The following is a 12,313-nucleotide window of genomic DNA, read 5'->3' as shown; positions in this document are numbered from 1 at the left end:
GGTGAGAAACATGTAAAGTTAGGACTAACAAGTGACAGACACAAGGATATATACACTTGTTAAAGGAGAAATGATGTTTAAACCAAATTATCGGAAGAATATCGGTCTCATGGCTGGAGTGGAATTTTTTGCCTTTCTAGGCATAACTAGCTTTTGGATTTTATTTCTCAGTCAAAATGGGATGTCACTTTGGCAGGTCGGCTTATTGGAAAGCATTTTTCATGCCACCAGTGTCATTTGTGAAATTCCCTCTGGCATGTTAGCTGACCGCTATTCATATAAAACCAATCTTTATCTCAGTCGGATTGCTGGGATAGTATCTTCTATTCTCATGTTAGTAGGGCAAGGTAATTTTTGGATTTATGCCCTCGCGATGGTGGTGAGTGCCTTGTCATATAATTTTGATTCGGGCACGAGTGCAGCCATGGTTTATGATTCGGCCGTGGAGGCTGGATTAAAAGAGCGCTACTTGTCTATCTCAAGTTTTATGTCAGGAGTAGCAGAAGGAACTCGGTCTTTGGGGACCGTTTTAGCGGGATTTTTTGTCCATGGTCAATTGCACTTGACCTACTATATCATGATTGCCACTTCTATAATTGTCCTATTCTTAACTTGGATGCTAAAAGAGCCTAGTGTTAAAGCGCAAAAATCTGAGCGTCTGACCATGAAAAGGATTATGTGGACTGTCAAAGAGGAGCTGCAGAGAAATCCCAGTCTTTTTGGTTGGATGCTTCTGCCCCAAATCATCGGGACACTGATGTGCATGTTTTATTTTTACTATCAAAATCAACTGCCGGACTTAGAAGGATGGCAGATTTCGATGGTCATGTTAATCGGCAGTGTTTTAAATATCTGGGCAGTTTATCTAGCGAGTAAGATTGGAAAGAAGTATGCAGCCTTAAAGATCTTTCCAATTCTTGTACTCTTAACGGGAGTGACCTACTTACTTTCCTACTTTGGTACGCCACTGATTTATATTTTCATTTATTTGATTAGTAACGCCTTATATGCTCTCTTTCAACCGATTTTTGACAACGATTTACAAAAGCGACTCCCAAGTGAGGTACGTGCAACCATGCTAAGTGTCTACTCCATGATGTTCAGCCTGAGTATGATTGTTATTTTTCCTCTGACGGGGTGGCTGATTGATGCTCTAGGTTTTGTAGAAGCCTTTATTTACTTAGGATTCTTTTTAGTAATAGTCGCCTTTTCACTATTTTTCATTTTGAAAGAGATGGCCAGAGCTTTAGAACTGAAAGAGAATGTTATTTCTAATCAATAGAGTTATTTTTCATTTTTATCTTTTTTCTCTTGCTATCTACTAGTATTTCTAGTATAATAGTTTATTGTGAGCAAACCTCACTTACCCCTTGCAAAGACTAGGGGTCATTAGACCAAAAGGAGGAACATATCAATGGCTAAATACGAAATTCTTTATATCATTCGTCCAAACATTGAAGAAGAAGCGAAAAACGCTTTGGTAGCACGTTTTGACTCTATCTTGACTGACAACGGTGCAACTGTTGTTGAATCAAAATCATGGGAAAAACGTCGTCTTGCATACGAAATCCAAGATTTCCTTGAAGGACTTTACCACATCGTTAACGTTGAAGCAAACGACGACGCAGCTCTTAAAGAGTTTGACCGTCTTTCAAAAATCAACGCTGACATTCTTCGTCACATGATCGTCAAACTTGACGCGTAAGAAGGTAAATTATGATTAACAATGTTGTACTTGTAGGGCGTATGACACGTGACGCTGAGTTGCGTTATACCCCATCAAATGTAGCAGTTGCGACTTTTACTCTTGCAGTAAACCGTACATTCAAGAGTCAAAATGGCGAACGTGAGGCTGATTTCATCAATGTCGTTATGTGGCGCCAACAGGCTGAAAATCTTGCTAACTGGGCTAAAAAAGGCTCTCTTATCGGGATCACAGGTCGTATCCAGACTCGTAGTTACGATAACCAGCAAGGACAACGTGTCTACGTAACAGAAGTCGTGGCTGAGAATTTCCAAATGTTGGAAAGCCGCGGAGTGCGTGAAGGACATACAGGTGGAGCATATTCTGCACCAACTGCTGGTCAATCAGCATCTGCAAACCCAGTACCAGACTTTTCACGTTCTGAAAATCCATTTGGAGCAACCAATCCATTGGACATTTCAGATGATGATTTACCATTCTAATGGACAATTAATACTATAAAGGAGAAAAAACATGGCTCAACAACGTCGTGGCGGATTCAAACGCCGTAAAAAAGTTGATTACATCGCAGCAAACAAAATTGAATATGTTGATTACAAAGATACTGAGCTTCTTAGCCGTTTCGTTTCAGAACGTGGGAAAATCCTTCCTCGTCGTGTAACAGGAACTTCAGCTAAAAACCAACGTAAAGTAACAACAGCTATCAAACGCGCTCGCGTAATGGCTTTGATGCCTTTCGTAAACGAAGATTAAAAAAGAGGTCCAGTGGACCTCTTTTTCATGAGCTCGGAAATAAGAAAGCGAATTAAGCCCCATAAGGGTCTTTTTTTCACGAGCTTTGAAACGAGAGAGCGAGTTGGATCCAGTGGTCCTTTTTTCAGACTTTTCCAGGACTTTGTTAGAAAGGAGTCCCTTTTGACCTAGTAAGATTCTTTTGTCTTACTAGGTTTTTTCTTTTAATCTCTATTATCGTGCTATAATAGTGGAAGAAGGCTTTTAAGGAGTACCTTATGGAAACAACATGTCTGATTAGAAAAATGCAAACATCTGATGTTAAAGAACTATCCCAAGGTTTTACCAATCAAGGTTGGCCGGGTAGAGAAGAAATTTTGGCTAGGTATTTTCTTGAACAAGAATGTGGGGAGAGAGAAGTCTTAGTTGCAGAGGTTGGGGGTGCTTTAGCGGGTTATGTCACAATTTTGCCTTGCGCTAAGCAGGGGCCTTTTGCAGAAATCTATCCAGAACTCTCAGATTTTAATGTCTTTGAGCCCTTTCAAAATCAAGGTATTGGAAACTTCTTGATGGAAGAGGCAGAAAATCGAGTTAAGCTCATATCGGATAAGGTTACCCTTGGTGTTGGGCTCCATTCAGGGTATGGACCTGCCCAGAGATTGTACATCAAACGAGGTTATATTCCAGATGGTTCGGGCGTCTGGTATCAAAATCACAGATCGGCTATGGATGCTACTTGTGAAGATATCGGTGACCTTGTTTTATATCTGTCAAAAAATTTGATTTAAGATAGATCTTATAAGGTTTAACTTTAAAATGGCAAGAAGTCGTAACCTCCTTTTTCATTCGAAAAAGGAATTTTTTGTTTGAAATTGTTTGATTTATTCCTCAAAGTGATAAAATATAATTGTTTGAAATATCAATACAAATATAAATATCAAAAAAAACATATAAGGTTTAGTTTTTTTAAATACGGATTCTTTTGAAAAGTCTTAAAATTTCCTAAAATAAGGCTTTTCAAAGGTTGTAAATAAAATTATTACAAAAAGGTTACAAATTGTTAAAATTAAATTAAATGAAATAATATAATTTGGAAAAAATTTGACATATAAATTAATTGACGGCAAAATAATTAAGATAATCAAATTAATTGATTTGCGCAATAATTCGATATAAAGATTAATCTGATGTGTCAAATTTTATTATAGTAGAAGGATAGCATAATGAAGAAACTGAAAGTGATGGTTGTTTTTGGAACACGACCAGAAGCTATTAAAATGGCCCCTTTAGTGCTGGAATTGCAAAAACATAGTGACAGTATTGAGACAATCACAGTTGTGACAGCTCAGCATCGTCAAATGCTGGACCAAGTTCTTGAAACGTTTCGCATTGAGCCACATTATGACTTGGATATTATGGGGAAGAATCAATCTCTTTTAGATATTACTGGAAAAATTTTAGAAAAGTTTGATCCAGTTGTTAAGCAAGAACTTCCAGATATGATTCTTGTTCATGGAGATACAACAACAACTTTTGCAGCCAGTTTAGTTGCTTTCTATAATCAGGTACGTATCGGCCACGTTGAAGCTGGTCTAAGGACCTTTGATAAGTATTCTCCTTTCCCAGAAGAAATGAATCGTCAGATGACAGATAACCTTGCGGATCTCTATTTTGCTCCAACTAGTGAGAGTAAAGAAAATCTCCTCAAGGAAAATCATCCTGAGTCTGCTATTGTCATTACGGGAAATACAGCAATTGATGCCTTGAAACTAACCGTTCAATCGGATTACTATCATGAAGTTCTAGATCAATTGGATCCAGATAAGAAACTTGTATTGGTAACCATGCACCGTCGTGAGAATCAAGGTCAACCAATGAGAAATGTCTTTGCAGCTTTACGTGAGATGGTCGATCTTCATCAGGAAATTGAAGTTGTTTATCCTGTTCACCTTAGCCCTGCTGTGCAAGAAGCAGCAAAAGATATCTTAGCTGGTCACGATCGTATTCACTTGATTGAGCCTTTAGATGTACTTGATTTTCATAATTTGGCTTCAAGAAGTTATTTTATCATGACTGACTCTGGAGGTGTTCAGGAAGAGGCGCCTTCTCTCGGCAAACCTGTCCTTGTCCTTCGTGACACGACGGAACGTCCAGAAGGAGTAAGAGCAGGTACTTTGAAGCTAGTTGGTACGGATCCAGTATGTGTGAAAGAAGCGATGGCAGCACTCTTAACAGATGAAACTCTTTATAGACAAATGTCTCATGCACCAAATCCTTATGGAGATGGAAGAGCTTCTGAACGAATCGTACAATCCATTCAACAGTACTTTGGGGCAGCGACTTCTGTATCTGAATTCAAAGGGGGGGAATAAGATAAAATGAAAAATTGGAGTCAATTTAAAAACTGGCTTATGGCTTTGCTTGCTTGTGAGGTCATTCTTTTGGTGCTTTGTTTTTTGTATGCTCGAGCAATCATTTTAGAACAAATCTTGTTTTTAGCTTTAGCCTTGTTTGCAGTGTTGGTATTATCTGACCTTTTGCTTACTTGGACCCTTATCTTAGCATTTGGTTTTGGACTTATCGTTTTGGTTGCGGGTGTGGTTTATATCCCAATCATTCAACTGGTCTTCTTATTAATCAGTTTTCCTCTTTTGATTGGGATTCTACTTAAGGTTCGTTATTATTTCTTCAAGGCGACCTCAAAGGTCCAAGAACAGGAAGACGAAGCTCAAGCAGATTACCAAGCTATGGTAACTGAGCAAAGTGATGTGACGGTACAATCCCTATTGATTCATTGGGCACATGAAGATTTGTTCTTCCAGATTAAACCGAAAGAACATAACCAGATGCTCAGTCGTATTCAAGAGGTAATTGCTCAGGAATTGAGTTACAATGATAAGCTTTATTACGTTTCAGATGGTAATTTTCTTGTTTTATCTAATAGTAGTCAAGATTCTTTGAAGCAACTTTATTTGAATGGTTTGCAGGAGAAACTAAGCAGTTTAGTTTTTCATGGAGAAGAAGGTAATCAAGAAATTCAGTTCCAAACAGGCTATTTGGTGATTAACTCTGATAATAAAGATAAATACCAAGACTACGCAGATGTAGCCAGTCATCTCAAACGTCAACTAGAGACAGATGTAATTGTAGAATATTAGGAGGGAAACATGACTTTAACCGAACTATTTTTTGGTATTGCTTTGGGACTCAGTCTCGCCTTTGGCATTTGTTTTATCATACTATTTATTGCATACAATATTCTTTACCATCGAGTGAACAAAAATTTTAAGGCGGTGAATCATGATTAGTCAAATGTTAATGATTTTTACCTTGCTTACAATTTGGATTTCTCTAGCTTGGGGCTTGGTAATTCTCTTTTCGGCAGTACACTTTTGGTTTAAACACAGTGATTTTCGTGTGGATACCTCGCCGCTACCTTATTACCCGAAGGTTACCATTGTTGTTCCTGCTCATAATGAGGATGTGGTTATTGCCCAAACAGCAAAAGCCATCTTGGACATGAATTATCCTCACGATCGTGTGGAGTTACTCCTGTTTGCGGATAACTGTTCGGATAACACCTATGCAGAATGTTTGTCTGTACAAGCCATGCCTGAATATGCAGAAAGAAATCTGACTATTATCGACCGTACTGGTACGGGAGGAAAAGCTGGTGTTCTAAACGATGCTTTGGAGATGGCAACAGGTGAATACATCTGTGTCTATGATGCGGATGCCATGCCTGAAAAAAATGCTCTTTATTTCCTTGTGAAAGAAGTGATGAAGGACCCAGAACGTCACGTGGCATCTTTCGGTCGCAACAAGACTCGAAACGCCAACCAAAATTTCTTGACTCGTTGTATCAACCAAGAAATCGTTGTTACTCAGCGCGTGCACCACGTTGGGATGTGGCATCTCTTTAAAATTGGGCGTATCCCAGGGACCAACTTTATCATTCAAACCGACTTTGTAAAGAGTATTGGTGGTTGGAAAAATGGTGCCTTAACCGAGGATACAGATATTTCCTTCAAAATCATGCAGAGTGGTAAATTGATTGCCCTTGCCTATAATTCAGAGGCTTTCCAACAAGAACCTGAAACCTTAAAGAGTTACTATATGCAACGTAAACGTTGGGCGAAAGGAAATTATGAGGTTGTTCTATCAAACTTTAAGCATTTATTTGGCAGAGCAAACTGGCGTGTTAAATTAGAAGTTTTTAACTATTCGTGTGTTTTCTTTTGGTTTAACTTTGCCATAGTTCTATCAGATTTGATTTTCCTAGCGAATGTGCTAGCAATCTGCCTTAATCTTTTCTTCCCAGATGTCAGGGTTCCATTTGCTTTTGATGCGGACAATATCTACATTGCACAGCTCATGCTTTTTAACTGGATACTCATGATTGGTCTCTATTTGATGCAAATTATGACAGCATTGGCAAGTCAATTTGGACAAGCGACGACAAAACAAATCTGGTTAGCCTTGGCAGCATATTTCTCTTACGCACAGATGTTTATCGTTGTATCCGTTGATTCCATTTCTTCAATCGTGCTGGATAAAGTACTCCGACGAAAAGAAACCAAGTGGGTTAAAACTAAGCGATTTGCAGGATAGGAGGATTTATGAAAACGAATAAATTAAAATATGTCTGGTTTGTGCTCATCCTTTCTATCTTTTGTTTAGCCTTGTTTTTAGCAAGAGGAAGGACTAAAATCGAGATGCGTAATCGAATTTACAGCCAATGGAGCCAACAGTTCCTTGTTACAAAAGGCGATCAATCTTATGTTCGTACGACGAATGATTCGGAGGAGACAACAGTTCTATCTGAAGCTCAAAGTTATGGCATGCTCATAACGGTTTTAGCAGCCCAAAAAGGGCAAGCGAGTCAAGCAGATTATGATAGCCTTTATCGCTATTACCAAAATCATCGTATCGAGGGAACGCAGTTGATGTCTTGGAAGCAAGTGATCACAAATGGTAGCGAAACGGTTGAGAAGCAAAATGCAACCGATGGTGATCTCTACATCGCTTATTCTTTGATTGAAGCTGCCAAGCAGTGGCCGGATAAGGCGCAGGAATACCAAGCGCAAGCTAAAAAAATATTGGATGATATCCTTAAATACAATTACAATGAAGAGACAGGTGTTTTAACAGTAGGAAACTGGGCAAACAAGGATTCTGATTATTATTACTTGATGCGGACATCTGATACTCTTCCCCACTATTTCCAGTCTTTTTATGACCTGACTGGAAACAAACAGTGGTTAGATGTTAAGGATAAGATGCTTGGCCAACTAGAGCAAATCAGTTCTCATTCTGATACGGGTCTCTTGCCAGACTTTATCTGGGCTGAGAAGTCAGGGGCACGTCTTGTTGATGCCAACACTATCGAATCTCAATACGATGGGGCTTATTCTTATAATGCTTGTCGTTTGCCTTATCACCTGTCACAGAGCCAGGATGAAAGAAGCCAAAAACTCGTTCAAAAGATGATGGATTTCTTTATGAAAGAGCAACGCATTTATGCTGGATATGACTTGAACGGAACGGCCCTCAATCAATACCAGGCAGGTAGTTTTTTGGCACCGATTACCTATGCATCTGACAAGGGAGAAGGCTATCTGAAACTTCTTCAGCAAAATAAATACATTTTCACACAAGATTTACCTTTGGACAACTACTATGATGCAACGATGATTACCATGATTGCTCTAGAGATGTTCTAGGATGAAAAGAGAGGGCTAGTTTTACTAGCTCTCTTTTTGATAGGATTTTCATCTTTTTCCAAAAAAGGAATTTCATCAGCTTTATGGTATAATGGAAGAGTGATGGAAAAGAGGTAGAGAGATGGATGCGAAATTAAAATATAAGGCAAAGAAGATCAAAATCGTCTTTTTTGATATCGATGATACCTTGCGTACGTCAAAGACAGGTTTTATTCCAGCTACAATTCCCACTGTCTTTAAACAGTTGCGTGAAAAAGGAATTTTAACAGGAATTGCCTCTGGTCGTGGCATTTTTGGTGTTGTTCCAGAGATTCGTGAGCTCAAGCCGGACTTTTTTGTAACCCTAAATGGGGCCTATATTGAAGATAAAAAAGGCCAGGTCATTTATCAGCATCAGATTGAGAAGTTAGATGTTGAGGAGTATGTCTCTTGGACCAAGCGAGAGGGAATTGAATATGGCTTGGTTGGCAGTCATGACGCTAAACTCTCCACTCGAACAGAACTGATCAGTGAGGCTATTGATCCCATTTATCCAAACTTGGATGTGGATCCAGACTTCCATGAAAAAGTAGAGATTTATCAGATGTGGACCTTTGAAGATAAAGGAGATGCCTTGCGCTTGCCAGAGTCTTTATCGGATAAACTTCGCATGGTGCGTTGGCATGAACATTCATCTGATATCGTGCCTATTTCAGGTTCAAAAGCCACAGGTGTAGCCAAGGTGGTGGACCATTTAGGCTTGAAACCAGATAATGTTATGGTCTTTGGGGATGGTCTCAATGACTTGGAACTCTTTGATTATGCTGGAATCAGTATTGCTATGGGTGTTGCCCACGAAAAGATCAAAGAAAAAGCAGATTATATTACAAAAACAGTAGAAGAAGATGGCATTTTTGATGCCTTAGAAGGATTTGGTATGGTAGAAAAAGAATTGCATTTCCCACAAGTAGAAATTGAAACAGTAGAAGGCCCTCTTGCGACCATTAAGACAAATCACGGAGACTTGCGTATCAAGCTCTTCCCTGAACATGCCCCTAAAACAGTGGCTAACTTTGTTGCTCTTTCAAAAGACGGTTACTATGATGGTGTGATTTTCCACCGAATTATCAAGGATTTTATGATCCAAGGTGGAGACCCAACTGGTACTGGTATGGGGGGAGAATCAATCTACGGCGACTCTTTTGAAGATGAATTTTCTGAAGAACTCTATAATATCCGTGGTGCCCTTTCTATGGCCAATGCGGGTCCAAATACCAATGGAAGTCAGTTCTTTATCGTGCAAAACCAACACTTGCCATACTCTAAGAAAGAGATTGCGCGTGGTGGCTGGCCTGAACCAATCGCTGAGATCTATGCAGAACAAGGTGGAACTCCTCACCTTGACCGTCGCCATACTGTTTTTGGGCAATTGGTAGATGCAGAATCGTTTGCTGTCTTAGATACCATTGCAGCTGTTGAGACTGGTGCAATGGACAAACCAGTTGAAGATGTAGTAATTGAAACGATTGAAATTGAGGACTAGAATGAAAATTGGTGATAAGCTAACTGGGCGTATTACAGGAATTCAGCCCTATGGTGCCTTTGTTGAGTTAGAGACAGGGGTGACAGGGCTGATTCACATCTCGGAGATTCGGACGGGATTTATTGAAAATATCTATGACATTTTAAAAATTGGCGATGAAGTCCAAGTACAGGTGGTGGATTTTGACGAATACACTGGGAAGGCTAGTCTTTCCATACGTACCTTGGAGGAGGAAAAACATCAATTACCAAGACGGAGACGTTTTTCAAATGATCGGATCAAGCACGGTTTTGCGCCCCTTGCTCGAATGATGCCTGTTTGGACGCGCGAGGCATTAGAGCATTTAAAGAAGAAGCCATAAATACGATTATCTAAAACATTTGTAATATTAACATTGTTTGTTATAATAAAAGTATGAAAGAAGAACAATTATTAAAACCAGGAGAGCGAATCAACCAGCTCTTTTCGACAGATATCAAGATCATTCAAAATAGAGAGGTGTTTAGCTATTCGGTGGATAGTGTTCTCTTGTCACGCTTTCCTCGCTTCCCTAAACGGGGGTTAATTGTGGACTTTTGTGCTGGAAATGGTGCAGTTGGACTTTTTGCAAGTAGTCGTACCAAGGCAAAAATTCTCTCTGTAGAAATTCAGGAGCGTTTGGCGGATATGGCAGAGCGTTCGGTTCAGTTGAATGGCTTGGAAGAGCAGATGCAGGTCATCTGTGATGATTTGAAAAATATGTCTGCCCACATTCAGGGAAGTAAGGTGGATATGATTTTGTGTAATCCGCCTTATTTTAAGGTGGATCCGCATTCTAATCTGAACGAGAGTGAGCACTACCTTCTGGCCAGACACGAAATTACGACTAACCTAGAAGAAATCTGCCGAAGTGCTCAGAGTATTCTCAAGTCTAATGGCCGTTTGGCCATGGTTCATCGTCCAGATCGACTCCTGGATATCTTGGACATGCTTCAACGTCATAATTTGGCACCCAAGCGCCTGCAATTTGTCTATCCTAAACGAGAGAAGGAGGCCAATATGCTCTTAATCGAAGCTATCAAGGATGGCTCGACGAGTGGCTTTAAGGTCTTGCCACCTCTCATCGTTCACAATGATGATGGTTCCTATACACCAGAAATTCAAGAGATTTACTATGGATCATAAAGCCTATATGTACGTGGTGGAGTGCCGCGACGGGTCTTACTATACGGGCTATACAACGGATGTGAAGAGGCGCCTTGCCGTTCATAATAGTGGTAAGGGGGCCAAGTATACCCGAGCTCGCTTGCCAGTCAAACTCATCTATGTAGAGGGTTTTGCCAGTAAGGAAGAAGCCATGTCTGCCGAAGCTCTCCTCAAACGCAAGAAAAGACCACAGAAAGTAAGCTATCTAAATGACAATCGAGAGAAAAATTTACTAAGGTAGTTTGAGATTGAAGAAGATAAAAATATCAATATTGTAAAAATATAAACACTTCTAAAAATTATCGGGTTCCTATAATACGAAACTAAAAGTTGTTAATGGATATCCATCTTAAAATTTTAGATATGTTCATAGATAATAGACTTTTTTGGAATGATAATAATATTTTGTGAGACGGAGTTCGCTAAGGAGGAATAATGACATGGATTCTAATGAATTATTAAAATTAGGTGAATTCTATAAAGAGTTGAGAATTGCTAGAAAAGTTAAACAAAAGGATGTTGCAAAAAATAAATTATCAGTTTCTCAATTATCAAAATTTGAATCTGGCCAAACTATGCTCTCTGCTGATAAGATGTTAGAAGTAATTGAAGGTATTAATTTAACATTTTCAGAATTTGGATTTGCTCTTAGAGATTATAAACCTACTCAACATCAGTTACTTATGAATAAAATTTCGAAGCTATCAGCAGAAAACGATAAACAATCATTGCTTAAGCTACTTGACAAATACAAAGAAAGTCAATTGTTATATGATAAATTAAATACTTTGGTGATAAAAAATGCTATTCATCTAATTGATAGAGATTTCACTTTATCTCTAGATGATAGCAAATTTTTATCGAATTATTTATTTGATATTGAAGATTGGACTGCTTATGAAATCCATCTTTTTGGGAATACTATGCCTTTCCTATCTGACACAGATTTGTTATTTTTAGGAAAAGAACTGGTATCACGCTCAGAAATTTATAGTCCCTTGTTGGATTTTAGAAAGGCTTTAAAGTATACATATTTAAATTTAATTTCTGAGTTAGTAGAACGGAGATTAACAACTCATTTCAACTTTTTTGTCAATCAGTTAAGAATGATTCTTGATGTATTTGATACGTTTGAAATAATTTTGTTAAATTTTTTAGTCTTAGTATACTCCTACTTAATAGAAAATACTGTTAATTTTGAAGAAGTTGAGCAATATATTTTAAATGTTTCTAAAATAGAACAATCAGGTCTCTCTAAGATATTAGAACAGAGACTATTCCAATATCTAAGAACTAACCAAAAGGGGGAAAGATAATAATATCTATTACCGCCATTGTTTGTATAGAGAGAAAAATGGCTATTACTTTTTTCATGCTGTATCCTCCTAATCAATAGTTTGACTGTTATACTAACATAAAATTGTATCAATTCAGCAAAATTGAAGA

General features: G+C 38.5%; 14 protein-coding genes. All 14 read left to right on the top strand.

Going from position 1 to position 12,313, the window contains the following annotated elements:
* The first annotated feature begins 73 nt into the window (after positions 1-73).
* The 14 genes from HMPREF1115_RS11435 (at position 74) to HMPREF1115_RS11370 (ending at position 12,183) form a co-directional block, all read left to right on the top strand.
* Positions 74-1,282, top strand: coding sequence for an MFS transporter (locus HMPREF1115_RS11435; RefSeq protein WP_000476123.1), 1,209 nt, complete (start codon positions 74-76; stop codon positions 1,280-1,282).
* Between the two features lie 132 nt (positions 1,283-1,414).
* Positions 1,415-1,705: a 30S ribosomal protein S6 gene (rpsF, locus tag HMPREF1115_RS11430; RefSeq protein ID WP_001151781.1), complete on the top strand. Its 291-nt coding sequence runs from the start codon at positions 1,415-1,417 to the stop codon at positions 1,703-1,705.
* 11 nt (positions 1,706-1,716) lie between these two features.
* Complete coding sequence (ssbA, locus tag HMPREF1115_RS11425; protein WP_000609597.1) at positions 1,717-2,187, top strand: single-stranded DNA-binding protein SsbA; 471 nt, start codon at positions 1,717-1,719, stop codon at positions 2,185-2,187.
* Between the two features lie 31 nt (positions 2,188-2,218).
* Positions 2,219-2,458, top strand: coding sequence for a 30S ribosomal protein S18 (rpsR, locus tag HMPREF1115_RS11420; RefSeq protein ID WP_000068664.1), 240 nt, complete (start codon positions 2,219-2,221; stop codon positions 2,456-2,458).
* Positions 2,459-2,715: 257 nt separating this feature from the next.
* On the top strand, positions 2,716-3,225 hold the full coding sequence (locus HMPREF1115_RS11415; RefSeq protein ID WP_000450287.1) for a GNAT family N-acetyltransferase: 510 nt from the start codon (positions 2,716-2,718) through the stop codon (positions 3,223-3,225).
* A 435-nt stretch (positions 3,226-3,660) separates the two neighbouring features.
* Positions 3,661-4,809: a non-hydrolyzing UDP-N-acetylglucosamine 2-epimerase gene (gene wecB, locus HMPREF1115_RS11410; RefSeq protein ID WP_000734432.1), complete on the top strand. Its 1,149-nt coding sequence runs from the start codon at positions 3,661-3,663 to the stop codon at positions 4,807-4,809.
* 6 nt (positions 4,810-4,815) lie between these two features.
* Entirely contained in the window at positions 4,816-5,595 is a 780-nt protein-coding gene (locus HMPREF1115_RS11405; protein WP_000800621.1) for a hypothetical protein, read from the top strand.
* Between the two features lie 142 nt (positions 5,596-5,737).
* Positions 5,738-7,048: a glycosyltransferase family 2 protein gene (locus HMPREF1115_RS11400; protein ID WP_000625489.1), complete on the top strand. Its 1,311-nt coding sequence runs from the start codon at positions 5,738-5,740 to the stop codon at positions 7,046-7,048.
* Positions 7,049-7,056: 8 nt separating this feature from the next.
* On the top strand, positions 7,057-8,160 hold the full coding sequence (locus tag HMPREF1115_RS11395) for a glycosyl hydrolase family 8 (protein ID WP_000856178.1): 1,104 nt from the start codon (positions 7,057-7,059) through the stop codon (positions 8,158-8,160).
* A 121-nt stretch (positions 8,161-8,281) separates the two neighbouring features.
* Positions 8,282-9,682 carry a bifunctional Cof-type HAD-IIB family hydrolase/peptidylprolyl isomerase gene (locus HMPREF1115_RS11390; RefSeq protein ID WP_000338992.1) on the top strand — a complete coding sequence of 467 codons (1,401 nt, stop codon included), beginning with the start codon at positions 8,282-8,284 and terminating at the stop codon, positions 9,680-9,682.
* Position 9,683: 1 nt separating this feature from the next.
* A complete protein-coding gene (locus HMPREF1115_RS11385; protein WP_000689618.1) occupies positions 9,684-10,043 on the top strand; it encodes a S1 RNA-binding domain-containing protein in 360 nt (119 codons plus the stop codon).
* 53 nt (positions 10,044-10,096) lie between these two features.
* The gene (locus HMPREF1115_RS11380) at positions 10,097-10,846 is read left to right on the top strand and encodes a tRNA1(Val) (adenine(37)-N6)-methyltransferase (protein ID WP_000657014.1); all 750 of its coding nucleotides are present in this window, start codon (positions 10,097-10,099) and stop codon (positions 10,844-10,846) included.
* Positions 10,836-11,108: a GIY-YIG nuclease family protein gene (locus tag HMPREF1115_RS11375; protein WP_000349632.1), complete on the top strand. Its 273-nt coding sequence runs from the start codon at positions 10,836-10,838 to the stop codon at positions 11,106-11,108. The genes HMPREF1115_RS11380 and HMPREF1115_RS11375 overlap by 11 nt, the downstream gene beginning before the upstream one ends.
* A gap of 199 nt (positions 11,109-11,307) precedes the next feature.
* The gene (locus tag HMPREF1115_RS11370) at positions 11,308-12,183 is read left to right on the top strand and encodes an Rgg/GadR/MutR family transcriptional regulator (protein WP_000377941.1); all 876 of its coding nucleotides are present in this window, start codon (positions 11,308-11,310) and stop codon (positions 12,181-12,183) included.
* Positions 12,184-12,313 lie beyond the last annotated feature (130 nt).

This window comes from Streptococcus oralis SK610 (genome assembly GCF_000257455.1).
Classification (GTDB): domain Bacteria; phylum Bacillota; class Bacilli; order Lactobacillales; family Streptococcaceae; genus Streptococcus; species Streptococcus oralis_CB.
This window is presented reverse-complemented; position numbering and strand designations above follow the sequence as displayed.

Coding starts and splice junctions, on each gene's coding strand:
- wecB (WP_000734432.1), top strand. CDS start 3,661: ATGAAGAAACTGAAAGTGATGGTTGTTTTTGGAACACGACCAGAAGCT.
- HMPREF1115_RS11405 (WP_000800621.1), top strand. CDS start 4,816: ATGAAAAATTGGAGTCAATTTAAAAACTGGCTTATGGCTTTGCTTGCT.
- HMPREF1115_RS11395 (WP_000856178.1), top strand. CDS start 7,057: ATGAAAACGAATAAATTAAAATATGTCTGGTTTGTGCTCATCCTTTCT.
- HMPREF1115_RS11380 (WP_000657014.1), top strand. CDS start 10,097: ATGAAAGAAGAACAATTATTAAAACCAGGAGAGCGAATCAACCAGCTC.
- HMPREF1115_RS11415 (WP_000450287.1), top strand. CDS start 2,716: ATGGAAACAACATGTCTGATTAGAAAAATGCAAACATCTGATGTTAAA.
- HMPREF1115_RS11375 (WP_000349632.1), top strand. CDS start 10,836: ATGGATCATAAAGCCTATATGTACGTGGTGGAGTGCCGCGACGGGTCT.
- rpsR (WP_000068664.1), top strand. CDS start 2,219: ATGGCTCAACAACGTCGTGGCGGATTCAAACGCCGTAAAAAAGTTGAT.
- ssbA (WP_000609597.1), top strand. CDS start 1,717: ATGATTAACAATGTTGTACTTGTAGGGCGTATGACACGTGACGCTGAG.
- HMPREF1115_RS11435 (WP_000476123.1), top strand. CDS start 74: ATGTTTAAACCAAATTATCGGAAGAATATCGGTCTCATGGCTGGAGTG.
- rpsF (WP_001151781.1), top strand. CDS start 1,415: ATGGCTAAATACGAAATTCTTTATATCATTCGTCCAAACATTGAAGAA.
- HMPREF1115_RS11390 (WP_000338992.1), top strand. CDS start 8,282: ATGGATGCGAAATTAAAATATAAGGCAAAGAAGATCAAAATCGTCTTT.
- HMPREF1115_RS11385 (WP_000689618.1), top strand. CDS start 9,684: ATGAAAATTGGTGATAAGCTAACTGGGCGTATTACAGGAATTCAGCCC.
- HMPREF1115_RS11400 (WP_000625489.1), top strand. CDS start 5,738: ATGATTAGTCAAATGTTAATGATTTTTACCTTGCTTACAATTTGGATT.
- HMPREF1115_RS11370 (WP_000377941.1), top strand. CDS start 11,308: ATGGATTCTAATGAATTATTAAAATTAGGTGAATTCTATAAAGAGTTG.